Below are 14,457 nucleotides of genomic sequence, written 5' to 3'. Positions count from 1 at the left end.
CCCGCCCTCCCACGGGACCACCCCCGACGCACGGCACGGAAGGCGCAGCGGAGCATGGGCGCACGGTCGTTGCCCAGCCTGGCGTCGTAGTCGACCGGGTGGCTCCTGGGTGCTCCAGACTCATCGATCCCGCGTCGCGGGGGGAATGTGACGAGGAATGCGACCTCGTGCGAAGGAGTATTGCGAGCACCCGGAAGAAAGACCAACGAGCAGTTTTCGACGGGCAGTTGAGGAAAATCCGACGGGCGACCGGCTACCGGCTGCGCAGGAACTCCCGGGCGCCGCGCAGCCGGGTCCGCAGCCGCCGCCGGGTGGCGCGGCTGTCCAGGCGGACGTCGAGGGCGCCGGGCAGGGCGGAGTCGGCGCGCCGCCCGGCGGCCAGCCGGTCCGGGTCGAGGCCGTCGCGCCGGGCGATCAGCACGCCGAGCTCGTGCCGGCTGAGGGCGTCGGCCCCGCCGAGGTGGCAGACCCCGGCCCGCTCGGACGCGGCCACCTCCCACAGGGCCGCGGCCAGGTCCCGGACGTGCACCGGGCAGCGGACCTCATCGGTGAACAGCACGCCACCGCGCCTTCCGGCGGCCACCGTGTGCACCAGGCGTTCGTGGACGGACCCGCCGTCCCCGAGGATCAACGAGGTGCGGGCCACCACGGCGCCCGGCACCAGCAGCCGAACGCCACTCTCCGCGGCCGCCTTCGCCGCGCCGTACGGCGTGACCGGATCCGGCGGGCACCCCTCGTCGTAGTGGACCCGGGCGCCGGAGAACACGGCGTCACTGGAGACGTGGACCAGCCGGCAACCGCGCCGCGCCGCCGCCAGCGCCACCCGGATCGCACCGTCGGCGGTGACCGCCCAATCCCCCTGCCCGCTCGTCGCGTTGATGACGACCCGCGGGGCGACCGCGGCCAGCGCCTCCTCGATATCCCCGGGGGCGCGCAGGTCCAGCCGGCGCCAACAGACCCCGGGCAGCCAGCCGGGTCGGGAGCAGAACGTCGCGGCCGTCTCCCGGCCCGCCGCCGTTGCCTGGCGCACCAGCTCCGTCCCCAGGAACCCGCTGCCGCCGATCACCAAGACCGTCATGCCCGCACCGTAGGGCAGCCGGGCCCGGGGCGAACGGGCAGAACCGGACGTCCTTGTGCGCTCCGCCCCGGCCCAGGCAGTAAGGCGCCCCGCCCGAAGGGGAAGACGGGCGGGGCGGGTTCAGGGGGCGGCGGTCAGCCGGGGCGGCCGGCGCCCACGACGCGGGTGCTCGCCGAGCGGGCCGGCTTGCCGATCGCCCGGCCGCTGCCCACCGGCTCGGGTGCCCCGGCGCCGGTCCCCGGGCGCAGCGCCGCGACGGCCGCCTTACGGGAGCGCGGCCCCACACCGGCGCCCTCGGCGGCGGCCAGCGCCGCGCGCAACGGCTCCGGCTCCACGATCCTGCTCACCGCGCCGGCCGGATTGAGGTACAGGGCGTGCCCCGGCGGCAGTTCGTCGAGCAGCTCGGCGGCCGGCCGCCGGTCGTAGAGCAGCCGACCCGCCGACTCCAGTTGGGCCTCGCAGGTGTAGACGGGGAGCACCGGGGCGCCCTCGGGGGAGGCGGCGGTGAGCGGCGCGCCGGTCGCGGTGACCAGGACGGCGACCTCCGCCCGCGCCAGCTCCGCGCAGACCGCCTGCTCCGGGCCGTAGCCGGTGGCCGCCAACTGCACCGCGCGGTCCACCGGGTCGGTGGGGTCCGCCCAGTCCAGCATCTGTGGCGACGGCCGGTACTCCGGGTTGTCCCGCCACTCCACGATGTCGCCGTCCGACCCGGAACGCCACTGGCCGATCACCGCCCACAGCGGCGGGGCGCCGTCGCCCGCCCAGGTCAGGTCCACCATGGCCAGCCAGTGGTCCGGCGCCTCGCGGGCCGCCTCGACGACCTCCGGCGGCGGCGTGGGCATCTCCTCGCCGGTCACCGGAGGGCCGGCCGTCATCGCCGCCTGTGTGCTGTCGTCCATCGAGCCCTCCGCCGAGCTGCCGTTCCGTTCCGCGGGCCCCCGACCGCCGTGCGGCGCCGGGCCCGCCCGCGGCCCACAGTGCCCATGGGCCCCGCGGACGTCTCCCCGACGCACCGTGCGGACGGCCCGGGTACGCCCCCCGGAGTGCCCCCTGCGCCCGTACGGCGGACAGTGCCGGGCAGTACGGGAGCGCGGGGGCCCGGACCGCCCGGCCCGGTGGCCGCATAGGCTGGGCGGATGCAGGAGCAGTACCGGACGCTGGCCCGCGAGGGCGTCCACGAGATCGAGATCAACAAGTCCCGCTTCATCTGTGCGCTCGCGCCGGTCGCGACGGAACAGGAGGCCCAGGACTTCATCGCGCGCATCCGCAAGGAGCACCCGACGGCCCGGCACAACTGCTTCGCCTACGTCCTCGGGGCCGACGGCGGCGTCCAGAAGGCCAGCGACGACGGCGAACCGGGCGGCACGGCCGGGGTGCCGATGCTCCAGATGCTGGTGCGACGCGAGATGCGCTATGTGGTCGCCGTGGTCACGCGGTACTTCGGCGGGATCAAGCTGGGCGCCGGCGGGCTGATCCGGGCCTACGGGGGCGTGGTCGGCGAGGCGCTGGACGCGCTGGGGACGGTCACCCGGCAGCGGTTCCGGCTGGCCACCGTCACCGTGGACCACCAGCGCGCGGGCCGGCTGGAGAACGACCTGCGGACCACCGGGCGGGCGGTGCGCGAGGTGACCTACGGGGCCGAGGTGCGCATCGAGGTGGGGCTGCCGGAGGCGGACCTGGAGGGCTTCCGGGCCTGGCTGGCGGACGTCACGGCCGGCACCGCCCAGTTGCAGCTCGGCGGCGAGGCGTACGGCGAGGCTTAGGGCCTGCCCTAAGGGCCTGCCCTAGGGCCCGGCAGGCGCCTACGGGGGCCGGGGCGGGGCGAGTTCGGTCCGTACCGGTGCGCGGGGGCGCGCGGCGTGTCAGCCTGGCCGGCGGAACGGGCCGCGACCGGCGTGCCCGCCGGCACGGGAAGGGGCTGGGCGCATGCCGGACCTGCTGGGGGAACGGGTGGGATTCGCCCGCCGGATCGGACTGTTCCAGGCCACCGCCATCAACATGAGCCAGATGTGCGGCATCGGCCCGTTCGTGACCATCCCGTTGATGGTGACCGCGTTCGGCGGCCCGCAGGCCCTCATCGGCTTCGTGGCGGGCGCGGTGCTGGCGCTCGCGGACGGGCTGGTGTGGGCGGAGTTGGGCGCCTCGCTGCCCGGCGCCGGCGGCAGTTACGTCTATCTGCGGGAGGCGTTCCAGTACCGCACCGGGAAACTGATGCCGTTTCTCTTCGTCTGGACGGCCATGTTGTTCATCCCGTTGGGGATGTCCACCGGTGTCATCGGCTTCGTGCAGTACCTGGGGTATCTGTGGCCGGGGATGAGCCAGGGGCAGGGGGACGCGGTCGGGCTGGTGGTCACGGTGGGGATCGTGGCGCTGCTGTGGGGCCGGGTGGAGCGGATCGCGCGGCTCGCCGTCGTGCTGTGGGCGGTGATGATCGCCGCCGTCGGCCTGGTCATCGTCGCGGCGTTCACCCACTTCAGCCCGGAGCGGGCCTTCACCTACCCCGCCCACGCCGTGGACTTGACGTCCAGTCAATTCTGGATCGGGTTCGCCGGCGGCCTCACCATCGGCCTCTACGACTACCTCGGCTACAACACCACCGCCTACATGGGTGCCGAGATCAAACGGCCCGGCCGCACCCTGCCGCGCGCCATCCTCTTCTCCATCGCCGGCATCATGGCGATCTACCTGCTGCTCCAGATCGGCACCCTCGGCGTCGTCGACTGGCGCGAGATGCTCGACCCGCACAGCGCCGCCGGCTCCTCGGTCGCCTCCGCCGTCCTGGAACGCACCTGGGGCAAGACCGCCGCCGACGCCGTCACCGTGCTCATCCTGATCACCGCCGTCACCTCCGTGATGGCCGGACTGCTCGGCGGCTCCCGGGTCCCGCACGACGCCGCCCGGGACCGGGTCTTCTTCCGCCCCTACGGGACGCTGCACCCGCGCCACCGCTTCCCCGTCCTGGGCCTGTTGACCATGGGCGGCATCATGGCCGCCGGCTTCCTCCTCGGCCGGCACACCGATCTGGCCACCGTGATCCAGTTGTTGACGACGGTGATGGTGCTGGTGCAGTCGCTGGCCCAGGTCGCCGCGGTCACCGTGCTGCGCCGCCGCCAGCCGACCCTGTACCGCCCCTACCGGATGTGGCTCTACCCGCTGCCCAGCCTCGTCGCCCTGGTCGGCTGGCTGTTGATCTACGGCTACGCGGACCGCAACGCGCCCGGCCGGCACCCCATCGAATGGTCGCTGGCCTGGGTCGCCGCGGGCGCCGTGGCGTTCCTGGGGTGGGCCCGCTACGAGCGGGAGTGGCCGTTCGGACCGAAGCGGATCAGCGAGGAGTACCTGCGGGGCGGGGAGCCGGACGGGGTGGCGGAGGGGGAGGGCGCGCCGGTGCCGTGAGCCCTGAGTCCTGAGTTGTGTGGTGACGTGGCGTCAAGCCTCGTTGGATGTCTCGGCGTTCAGTCGTCGGGGAGATCGAAGTGGCGGGTGGTGCCCGGGGCCACGGTGTAGGGGCGGCCGCGCAGGCGGACGCGGATGGCCGCCTGTTCGGACTCCGGGACGGTGATCTCGACCCGGTGGGTGCGGATGCGCAGGTCGATGTCCCGGTGCCGGCGGTAGCGGATCCGGACGCCGAACTTGGAGAGTTGGGGGAGCGGCGCTGGGTCCAGCCACAGGGCGCGGGCCCGGGTCTCCAGGCCGGTCATCCCGCGCTGCACGAAGTCCAGGGTGCCGGCCATCGCCCCCAGGTGGATGCCCTCCGCCGTGGTGCCGCCCTGGACGTCCGCGATGTCGCCGGTCAGCGCCTCCGCGCAGTAGCCCCAGGCATCGTCCCGGCGGACCCGCGCCAGCACCCAGGCATGGACCACGGCGCTCAGCGTCGAGCCGTGACTGGTGCGGGCCAGGTAGTGGTCGACGGTCGCCCGCCAGGTCTCGTCGTCCAGGCGATAGCCCAACTGCTCGAAGAGGGCGGTCAGTTCGGCGGGGGAGAAGAGGTAGCCGAGCATCAGCACGTCGGCCTGTTTGGACGCCTGGTAGCGGTTGACGGTGTCGCCCTCCGCCTCCAGGATGCGGTCCAGTCGCCGGATGTCGCCGTAACGGGCGCGGTAGCCCGCCCAGTCGAGCTCGGTGAGGTGCTCGTAGCCGGCGAACTGGCTGATCACGCCCCGGTGGTGCGGGACGTACAGCCGGTGTGCGAGGTCGTCCCAGCGCTGCCGCTCGTCGTGCGAGAGCTCCAGCCGCTCGAACAGCGGCCGCCGGCGCGCCTCCGGCAGCGTCCGGCACAGCTCCAGCGCCCGGGACAGCACCCAGGCGGCGGTGACGTTGGTGTAGGCGTTGTCGTCCAGGCCCGGCCGGTCCGCCCCCGGATAGCCGTCGTGGTACTCGTCGGGGCCGACCACCCCGCGGATGCGGTAGCGGCCCAACCCCGGGTCCCAGTCCGCACTCGACGCCCAGAAGCGGGCGATCTCCAGCAGCATCTCCGCGCCCTTGGTGTGCAGGAACCCGGTGTCGCCGGTGGCCTGCCAGAACTGCCACACGTTGTAGGCGATCGCCGAGCCGACGTGGTGCTGGAGGTGCGAGTGGTCCGGCAGCCAGCGGCCCGAGCGCGGATTGAGGTGCACCAGCGGGGCCTCCTCGCGGCCGTCGCTGCCGCTCTGCCACGGGTACATCGCGCCCGCCCGGCCCGCCTCCAGCGCCGCCCGGCGGGCCGCCGGCAGCCGCCGGTGGCGGTAGGACAGCAGGGCCCGGGACACCTTCGGGAAGTGCAGGTTCAGATACGGCAGCACGAACAGCTCGTCCCAGAAGACGTGCCCCCGGTACGCCTCGCCGTGCAGCCCGCGCGCCGGCACGCCCACGTCCAGCCGCGCGGTGTGCGGGGAGAGGGTCTGCAACACGTGGAAGACGTGCAGCCGCAGGATCCGGCCCGACTCGCCGGGGACGTCCAACCGCACCCGGTGCCACAGGTGTTGCCAGGCGCGGTGGTGCGAGGCCAGCAGCCGGGGCACCGCCGGCGCCCGACGGATCGCCGCCAGCGCGCCGGGCAACGGCGCGGTGCGCGCCAGGTCCTGGGAGGTGTGCAGCGCCACCGTCTTGTCGACGGTGGCCGGGGTGCCCGGCCGGACCGGGACGGTGAGCAGCCGCCAGGCCCGGCGGTCCGCGATCCGGGTGCGGGCGGTGCCGCCGCGCGGCGCCGTGTGGATGCGGGCGGCCAGCGCGACGCTGATGCCGGAGGTGAGGGTGGCACAGCGCAGCCAGAACACCCCGTCGCCCTCGCCGCCGGTCTCCCAGTCGGTCAGATGGGCATCGGCCAGGTCGCGGTAGCGCGCCACCCCCCGGTTGCGTACGTCACCGTCCAGCCCGGCCGCGACCTCCACCTCGCCGGACCAGCCCTCGGCGGTGAACACCGTGCGCTGCACGGCGAGATCGGGCTCCGCCATGTGCACCAGCCGGCGCTCGGTCACGGTCAGCCGCCGCCCCTGGGCGTCCTCGTAGGACGACCAGCGGGTCAGGGTGCCGCGGCGCAGGTCCAGGGTGCGGCGGTGGTCGGTCAGTTGGGGGTGGTCGGGGGAGAGCCAGGGGCCGGGCGCGGGGGCGTCGTCGGGGCGGATGCGGTAGCGCAGCGGCAGCCAGTCGGGCAGGTTGACCAGGTCCTCGTTCTCCACCGCGCGGCCGGCGACGGTGGAGGTCAGCCGGTCGTAGACGCCGGCCGCGTAGGTGCCCGGGTAGTGGGCGGGGCCGGGCGGGGTCTCCGGGGCGGCGCCGCGGGTGGCGAACCGGCCGTTGCCGAGCGTGCACAGCGCCTCCCGCAGCCGCTCGTCCTCGGGGTCGTACCCCTCGTACGTCCACGTCCAGGCCCGCGCCGTCATCGGGCCGTCCCGGGCACCAGCAGCTCGGCGAGGTCGGCGACCACCACGTCGGCGCCGCGGCGGTGCAGCTCCGCCGCGCGCCCGCCGGTGCCGCTCCGGTCGACGCCGACGACCAGGCCGAAGCCCCCGCGGCGGCCCGCAGCCACGCCGGCCAGCGCGTCCTCCACCACCGCGGCGTCCCCGGGCGGCACGCCCAGTCGCCGGGCCGCCTCGACGAACAGCGCCGGGTCCGGCTTGCCCGGCAGCCCCAGCCGCGCCGCCTCGTTGCCGTCCACTACCGCGGCCAACAGCCCGCGCAGGCCCGCCCGTTGGAGCAACTCGGCGGCGTGCCGGGACGCGGACACCGCGGCGCACGCCACGCCCTCGTCGCGCAGCGCGTGCAACAGCCGCACGCTGCCCGGCCAGACCTGTGCCCCCCGCTCCCGCAGCAGCGCGGTGAACACCTCCTCCTTACGGGCCGCGACCGCCGCCACGCTGCCGGTGCCCGGCGCGTCCCCCGGGGAACCGGGCGGCAGCTCCACCCCTCGGGCGGCGAGGAACGCGGCCGCGCCGTCCAGCCGGGACCGGCCGTCGACGTGCCGGAGGTAGTCGTCCACCGGGTCGAAGGGCCGCTGCCCGCCCACCGCCGCCAGAGCGGCGTCGAACGCCTCCCGCCAGGCCGCGGCGTGCAGCCGGGCGGAGTCGACGAGCACGCCGTCGGTGTCGAGGACCACGGCCCGCATCGGGCGCAGACACGCGGCCAGCGGCGACGCCTCGGCCATGACGGATCCCTTCGGCATCCCCCGATCCGACTCGTCCCTCCATGGCACCACGACATCCCGGGCGGGGCCGCTCGTGGCCGCGCCCCCGAACCTGGCGTGCTCCGGGGGGCCGGGCACACGATGGAAGGGAGCCGAGGCGCATCCGGTCGCCGCGGCCGACGCCCCGCACCGCCGGCCGCGCACGCAGCGGCGCCCGGCCCGGCCACGAACCGAGCGGCGGAAGGCGGTGGGGACGATGGAACTCCCCTTGGTCGTAGGCGTGGACGGATCGGACGCCGGGCTGCGCGCCCTGGACTGGGCGGTGGACGAGGCGGCCCGCCACGGGCTGCCGCTGCGCCTGGTCCACGCCTGCCAATGGGAGCGCTACGAAGGCGTCGCCCCACCGGAACACGCCCCCGCGGAGCAGGCCATCGCCGACAGCGTCGTCGGCAACGCCGCGGACCGGGCCGCCCGCCGCAACCCTGAGGTGGAGATCTCCGTCCAGGTGCTGGCCGACGACCCGGTCACCGCGCTGCTGCGCGAGGCGCCCTACGCCACCGCCGTGGTCCTCGGCTCCAAGGGCCGCGGGGAGTTCGCCGACCTGCTGCTGGGTTCGGTCAGCCTGTCGGTGGCCGCCCGCGCCACGCACCCCGTGGTCGTCGTCCGCGGCGACAAGGCCGGACTGGAGAGCGGCCACGACCGGGTGCTGCTCGGCGTCGGGGACACCGCGCAGGGCTCCCCGGCCGTCCGCTTCGCCTTCCGGGAGGCCGAGGCTCGCGGCTGCGTGCTGGACGCCGTCCGCGCCTGGCGCTGCCCCGCCTACGAGACCGCCGACCGTGCCGAGCGCGCCGCCGGGCCCGCGCACCACTACGAGCAGCAGGCGTCGGCGCTGGTCGACGCGGCGGTGGCGGAGGAGGCCGAGGAGCACCCGACGGTGCACGTCCGCCGCACCACCGTCGAGGGGCCGGCGCACAAGGTGCTGATCCGCCGGTCCGCCGCCGCGGACCTGCTGGTCCTCGGCGCCCGCCACCGGCACGGCCACTTCGGGCTGCAACTCGGCCGGGTCGGGCACGCCGCGCTGCACCACGCCGCCTGCCCGGTCGTGGTGGTCCCGCGCCGCTGAGCCGGGCCGGCGCTCACGCGGGGTGCCCGTACGGCGCCAGCACCGCCCGCTCGATCCGCCGCCGCACGTCCGCCGCCAGCGCGGCCAGCGGCGCGGAGACCGAGGCCGTCACCGGCACCGGCGACCGGATCGCGCGGGCCGCCGGCGGCAGCTCCGCGAGGTCCGCCGCCAGCCGCGCCCGGGCCTGGGCCAGCGACGTCCGCGGCGCACAGCGCACCCCGTCCCGCAGCAACGTCTCCAGCAACGGCACGCTGCCCGCCGGTGCCACCTCCTCGGCCAGCCCGATCACATCCCGGCAACCCCGGTGCCGGAACACCTGCTTCCGGCCCGGCGCGGTGACCTTCGCCGACGACAGCTTCATCACCGGCCGCCCGTCGTAGGCGACCAGCTTGTACGCCGAGTCCAGGTACGGCGCATCGGCGCTCACCCCGACCCGGGTGCCCACCGCGAACACGTCGATCGGCGCCCCGGACCGCACCAGGTCGTCCACCGCGAACTCGTCCAGCCCGCCGCTGACCACGATCCGCACCCCCGGCAGCTCGGCCCGGTCCAACATGGCCCGCGCCCGGACCGCCAGCGCCCCCAGGTCGCCGCTGTCCAGCCGGATCGCGGAGCCCTCGGCGCGGCCTTGGGCGTGCAGCACCCGGGCCGCGGCCGCCACCCCGGAATCGACGTCGTAGGTGTCCACCAGGAACGTCACCGGACCCGGGTGGGCCCGCGCGAAGGCGGTGAACGCGGCCTCCTCGTCCTCGAACGCCTCGACGTAGGAGTGCGCCATGGTGCCGACCGCCGGCAGCCGTTCGGCGTGCGCCGCCGCCACGTTGCTGGTTCCCGCGAAGCCCGCCATCGCCGCCAGCCGCGCTGTCCGCAGCCCCGCCTGTATCCCGTGCGTCCGCCGCAGCGAGAAGTCCACCACCGGCCGGCCGCGGGCCGCCAACACGCACCGGGCGCACTTGGACGCCACGGTCGTCTGGTGGCTGAGCTGGTTCAGCACGAAGGTCTCCACCAACTGCGCCTGCGGCAGCGGCGCGGTGACCTCCAGCAACGGCTCACCCGCCAGCACCACCCGCCCCTCCGGCACCGCCCGCACCTCGCCGGTGAACCGCATCCCCAACAGCGGAGCCACATCGACGGTGGGCCGGCGAAGCGCCTGCGCGAACACCTCGACGTCCTCGGGCCCGACCCGGAAACGGCTCAGGAAGTCGAGCACCGACTCCACCCCGGCGGCGACCAGGAACCCGCGGTCGGCGGGCAGTTCCCGGACGAAGCAGCTGAAGGTGGCCGGCCCGGTCATCCCCTCCCGCAGATACGACAGCGCCATGGTCACTTCGTACAGGTCGGTCGTGGTCGGACCGGCCGTCGTCGCCTCCGGCATCGCCGGCTCCTTCCCGGGCCCCTCGCGCCGGCGGACGCCTCCGCACGGCCGGCGGCCGGACGTCAGGCCAGCTCGTCCGTCCAGCCGTAGAGGGCGTGCCGCTCGTGTCCCGGGGGCGCGGCGCCGACGCCCGCCAGGTCGCGGTCGGCCAGCTTGATCAACTGCCCGGCGAGATCCTTCATCGCCCGGCCGGCCGCCAACTCGTCGCCGATCACCGGGACGTCCGGATCGGCGGGGTTGCAGCGGGCCCGGCCGTGCCCGGTCAGCGTCCGGGTCCCGGTGTCCAGCTCCGCCCGTGCCCGGGTCGTCCCGTCCTCCTCGGTGAGGACCAGCCGGACCGGCCACTCGGTGGTCTTCGCCATGGCTCACCTCCACGGTGTCCGCCGGGGCGCCCCGTCTCCTCGCCCCTGCACCCATTGTTGGGAGAAACGGGGCGGGGCGCCTGTCCGCGCGATTGGACAGGACCTGGGGCCGAGACGGTCCGCCTACTCATGCGGCACGATCGCCACCGGGCACGGCGCGTGGTGCACCGCCGCGTGCACGACGTGCCCGATCCGCGGCGCCGGGAAGTGCAGCTTGTGCCGGCGCCCGACGACCAGCAGCGCGGCGTCCGTGGCGTCCCGCAGCAGCGCCCGCGCCGGGCCCTCCAACTCCACCCGGGGGTCCACGGACACCTCCGGGAACGTCTCCCGCCAGGGCCGCAGCGCCGCCCCCAGCTCCTCCCGGGCGTCCGCCGCCGTTTGCTTGGCCACGATCGGCTCGACCCCGCCGCCCCGGTTGTACGCGAACGACGGCAGGTGCCGGCCGTGCACGACGCGCAGTGGGGCGCCCCGCTGCGCCGCGCTCTCGAACGCGAACTCCAGCAGCGCCGCACAGGGCTCGTGCAGGCTCAGCCCGACCGCCACCGGGGCGTTCGGATCCGGCGCCGCCGCGCCCTGCCGGGACCGCACCAGCACCGTGGGGGTGCGGGTGTGCGCCACCACCTTGAGGCCGATCTCGCCCAGCACGTACCGCGCCACCGCGCCCAGGTCCCGCGAGCCCAGGACCAGCAGGCTCGACTGGTCCGCCGCCTCCTCCAGGGCGAGCTGCGGGTCCTTGCTCACCAGCGACTCGTCCACCGGCAGGTCCGGGTGGCGGTCCCGGACGGCATCGCGGACGTCGCCGAGGATCCGGTGCGGCCAGTAGTTCTGCTCGTCCTCGCCGGTATTCCCGTCCTCCGGTTCCGGTGCCAGCAGCACCCAGGCGTGCAGCAGGCGCAGCCGCGCCCCCCGCAGCCGCGCCTCGTCCGCCGCCCAGAGCGCGGCCGCCGTCGCCTCGGGCGTTCCGTCGACGCCCACGGTGATCACGTCCTGCATGACCTCACCTCGTTCCCGGTCCGCCCACCGCCGACGGACGCCGTGGCACTCCCCACCACGGCCCGCGGTGCGCCGCACCTCCAGTCTCCGTCGAACCGCGCCCACTCGCCGGACCTACCGTGACCGCGGTGCGTGCGCCCCGCGTGACGGACGGTGGCGCCCGCCACGGACGCGGCCCCCGGGCCCGAGAATGGCCGGCAGGCCGCGCCAACCCACCACGGCCCGCCGGCCATTGAGCACACACCCACCACAACCCCCGGGAAACCGCCACGATGAACCCCGCATACGCCACCACCGACCACGTCTTCACCGTCCCCCTGGACCACGCCGACCCCGACGGCGCCACCCTCCAGGTCTTCGCCCGCGAGTGCGTCGACCCCGCCCGTGTCGGCGAGGAACTGCCCTGGCTGCTGTACCTCCAGGGCGGCCCGGGCGGCAAGTCGCCCCGCCCGACCGGCACTTCGCCCGGCTGGCTGGCGCACGCCCTCAAGACGCACCGCGTCCTGCTCCTCGACCAGCGCGGCACCGGCCGCTCCACGCCGCTCACCGCCCGCGCCGCCGCCCGTTTCCGCGACCCGGCCCAACTCGCCGCCCACCTCGGGCACTTCCGGGCGGACTCGATCGTCGCGGACGCCGAGCTGATCCGCCGCGCGCTCAGCCCCGACCGCCCCTGGGAGACCCTCGGCCAGAGCTACGGCGGCTTTCTCACCCTCACCTACCTCTCCCGCGCCCCCGAGGGGCTCCGGGCGTGCTACGTCGCCGGCGGCCTGCCGGGCCTGGCCGCGACCGCCGACGAGGTCTACGCCCGCACCTTCCCCCGGGTCCGGGACCGGGTCCACGCCTTCTACGCCCGCTACCCCGACGACGCCGGCCGCCTGCGCCGCATCGCCGACCTCCTCGCCGCCCGGGACGTCCGACTCCCCGACGGCGACCGGCTCACCGTCCGCCGCCTGCGCACCCTCGGTCTCGTCCTCGGCATGGGCGACGGCTTCGAGCGCCTGCACTGGCTCCTCGACGAAGCGCTCGACGAGGACGGCGAGTTGACCGACACCTTCCGCTACCAGGCGATGACCCTGACCGGCTTCACCGACAACCCGCTCTACGCCGTCCTCCAGGAAACCCTCTACGGCCAGGGCGCCGGCCCCACCGCCTGGGCCGCCGACCGCACCCACGCCGCCCTCCCCGCCTTCGCCGAGGACGCCGACCCGCTGCTGCTCACCGGCGAGATGGTCTACCCCTGGATGTTCCAAGACGTTCGCGGCCTGCGCCCGTTCGCCGAGGCCGCGGAGCTCCTCGCCCGGCGCGCCGACTGGCCGCCGCTGTACGACCCGGCGCGGCTGGCCGCCAACACCGTCCCGGTCGCCGCGGTCGTCTACCACGACGACATGTACGTGGACGCCGGCCTCTCCCTGGACACCGCCCGGGCCCTCGGCGCCACCCGGGTCTGGGTCACCAACGAGTGGGAGCACGACGGCCTCGCCGCCTCCGGCGACCGGGTCCTCGCCCGCCTGATGGACCTGGCCGCGGGGCGCGCCTAGGGTCTGTCCGATGGGTCGGGTCCTGGGCCTACCCGACCCTGACCCACCGGACAGACCCTCAGCCCGTCGGGCGGGGCGGGGGGCCGGTCCGTCCGCGTCAGCGGAGGCGTCGGAGCGCGTCGGGCGTGAGGTCGGCCAGGGTCGGGTAACCGTCGACGGCCATCAGGAGATCGGCCTCGGCGAGCAGCGAGCGCAGGACGTGCACGATGCCGTCGGCACCGCCCAGGGCCAGGCCGTAGGCGTAGGGGCGGCCGACGCCGACGGCGGACGCGCCCAGGGCGAGCGCCTTGACGACGTCCGCGCCGGAGCGGACGCCGGAGTCGAACAGGACGGGCAGCCCGTCCGCGGCCTCGACCACGCCGGGCAGGCAATGCAGCGCCGGCAGGCCGCCGTTGGCCTGCCGGCCGCCGTGGTTGGAGCAGTAGATGCCGTCCACGCCGGCGTCCTTGGCGCGGCGGGCGTCGTCGGGGTGACAGATGCCCTTCAGGATCAGCGGCAGGTCGGTCAACGACCGCAGCCAGGGCAGGTCGTCCCAGGTGAGGGGGTTGCCGAAGAGCTGCGCCCAGCGCAGCACCGCGGCCGCCGGGTCGTCCTCGGGGGATTGGGCCAGCAGGGCGCGGAAGACCGGGTCGCTGGTGTAGTTGGCCAGGCAATGGCCGCGCAGCTGGGGGAAGTTGCTGACCGCCAGGTCGCGGGGGCGCCAGCCGGTGACCCAGGTGTCGAGGGTGACCACGATGCCCCGGAAGCCGGCGGCCTCGGCCCGGCGGACCAGGCTCTGCGTCAACTCCCGGTCGGTGGGCGGGTAGAGCTGGAAGAAGCCGGGGGTGTCGCCGAACTCGGCGGCCACCTCCTCCATCGGATCGACGGTCAGCGTGGAGGCGACCATCGGCACACCGGTCCGGGCGGCGGCCCGCGCGGCGGCGAGGTCCCCGTGGCCGCCCTGCGCGCACAGCCCGAGCACGCCGACCGGGGCCATGAACAGTGGCGAGGGCAGGCGCAGGCCGAACAGCTCGACGGACAGGTCCCGTTCGCTCGCCCCGACCAGCATCCGCGGCATCAGGCCCCACTCCCCGAAGGCGGTGGCGTTGGCCCGCTGGGTCTGCTCGTCCCCGGCGCCCCCGGCGACATAAGACCGCACCGACGGGGGCATCGCCGCCTGCGCCAGCGGCTCCAACTCGGCGTAGCTCATGGGCAGTCGCGGTACCACCCCGCGCAGCCCGTCGAAGTAGATCTCGTTCTGGTAATCGGCGAACGCCACGATCCGCTCCTTCTGGTCCCGACTTGCTGACTTCCGCGGCCGCCCGTCCCATGCGAGCGGGCCCGCTGCTCCCTACAGTGCGAGACTGATCATCGAGAAGAGGGAAATCGCAGGAATCTCGCCAAGAGG

12 protein-coding genes are annotated in these 14,457 nt (G+C 75.2%); 4 read left to right on the top strand and 8 right to left on the bottom strand.

All coding sequences use genetic code 11. The features are described 5' to 3' along the window. Nucleotides 1-253: 253 nt before the first annotated feature. Nucleotides 254-1,078, bottom strand: coding sequence for an SDR family oxidoreductase (locus ACFVFQ_RS25330; protein ID WP_383419911.1), 825 nt, complete (start codon nt 1,076-1,078; stop codon nt 254-256). Between the two features lie 134 nt (nt 1,079-1,212). Then, nucleotides 1,213-1,977 carry a type VII secretion system-associated protein gene (locus ACFVFQ_RS25325; RefSeq protein WP_383419909.1) on the bottom strand — a complete coding sequence of 255 codons (765 nt, stop codon included), beginning with the start codon at nt 1,975-1,977 and terminating at the stop codon, nt 1,213-1,215. A gap of 237 nt (nt 1,978-2,214) precedes the next feature. On the opposite strand from ACFVFQ_RS25325, the gene ACFVFQ_RS25320 reads away from it, so the two are divergent. Next, nucleotides 2,215-2,841 (top strand): YigZ family protein, encoded by a 627-nt coding sequence (locus ACFVFQ_RS25320; RefSeq protein ID WP_383419907.1) that lies wholly within the window; start codon nt 2,215-2,217, stop codon nt 2,839-2,841. Between the two features lie 163 nt (nt 2,842-3,004). Further along, nucleotides 3,005-4,474, top strand: a complete 1,470-nt coding sequence (locus ACFVFQ_RS25315; RefSeq protein ID WP_383419905.1) for an APC family permease — start codon at nt 3,005-3,007, stop codon at nt 4,472-4,474. A gap of 59 nt (nt 4,475-4,533) precedes the next feature. Here the strand turns inward: ACFVFQ_RS25315 and ACFVFQ_RS25310 are convergent, their stop codons facing one another. After that, complete coding sequence (locus tag ACFVFQ_RS25310) at nt 4,534-6,939, bottom strand: glycoside hydrolase family 65 protein (RefSeq protein WP_383419903.1); 2,406 nt, start codon at nt 6,937-6,939, stop codon at nt 4,534-4,536. Next, nucleotides 6,936-7,700: an HAD family hydrolase gene (locus ACFVFQ_RS25305; protein ID WP_383420076.1), complete on the bottom strand. Its 765-nt coding sequence runs from the start codon at nt 7,698-7,700 to the stop codon at nt 6,936-6,938. The genes ACFVFQ_RS25310 and ACFVFQ_RS25305 overlap by 4 nt, the downstream gene beginning before the upstream one ends. A gap of 235 nt (nt 7,701-7,935) precedes the next feature. On the opposite strand from ACFVFQ_RS25305, the gene ACFVFQ_RS25300 reads away from it, so the two are divergent. Beyond that, complete coding sequence (locus ACFVFQ_RS25300; RefSeq protein WP_383419901.1) at nt 7,936-8,802, top strand: universal stress protein; 867 nt, start codon at nt 7,936-7,938, stop codon at nt 8,800-8,802. Nucleotides 8,803-8,815: 13 nt separating this feature from the next. On the opposite strand, the gene ACFVFQ_RS25295 is transcribed toward ACFVFQ_RS25300, so the two are convergent. The 3 genes from ACFVFQ_RS25295 to ACFVFQ_RS25285 form a co-directional block, all read right to left on the bottom strand. Beyond that, the gene (locus tag ACFVFQ_RS25295; protein ID WP_383419899.1) at nt 8,816-10,177 is read right to left on the bottom strand and encodes a nicotinate phosphoribosyltransferase; all 1,362 of its coding nucleotides are present in this window, start codon (nt 10,175-10,177) and stop codon (nt 8,816-8,818) included. A gap of 62 nt (nt 10,178-10,239) precedes the next feature. Then, on the bottom strand, nt 10,240-10,539 hold the full coding sequence (locus ACFVFQ_RS25290; RefSeq protein ID WP_383419896.1) for a DUF1876 domain-containing protein: 300 nt from the start codon (nt 10,537-10,539) through the stop codon (nt 10,240-10,242). Between the two features lie 123 nt (nt 10,540-10,662). Next, nucleotides 10,663-11,532: a universal stress protein gene (locus ACFVFQ_RS25285; RefSeq protein WP_383419891.1), complete on the bottom strand. Its 870-nt coding sequence runs from the start codon at nt 11,530-11,532 to the stop codon at nt 10,663-10,665. A gap of 272 nt (nt 11,533-11,804) precedes the next feature. Here ACFVFQ_RS25285 and ACFVFQ_RS25280 point away from each other — a divergent pair, with 272 nt between their 5' ends. Continuing rightward, on the top strand, nt 11,805-13,070 hold the full coding sequence (locus ACFVFQ_RS25280) for an alpha/beta fold hydrolase (protein ID WP_383419889.1): 1,266 nt from the start codon (nt 11,805-11,807) through the stop codon (nt 13,068-13,070). A gap of 97 nt (nt 13,071-13,167) precedes the next feature. Here ACFVFQ_RS25280 and ACFVFQ_RS25275 read toward each other — a convergent pair whose 3' ends face one another. Next, nucleotides 13,168-14,328, bottom strand: a complete 1,161-nt coding sequence (locus tag ACFVFQ_RS25275; protein ID WP_383419887.1) for a lactate 2-monooxygenase — start codon at nt 14,326-14,328, stop codon at nt 13,168-13,170. Nucleotides 14,329-14,457: the final 129 nt, after the last annotated feature.

Origin of the sequence: Streptomyces sp. NPDC057743 (genome assembly GCF_042798755.1) — a bacterium.
Taxonomy (GTDB): Bacteria; Actinomycetota; Actinomycetes; order Streptomycetales; family Streptomycetaceae; genus Streptomyces.
This window is presented reverse-complemented; position numbering and strand designations above follow the sequence as displayed.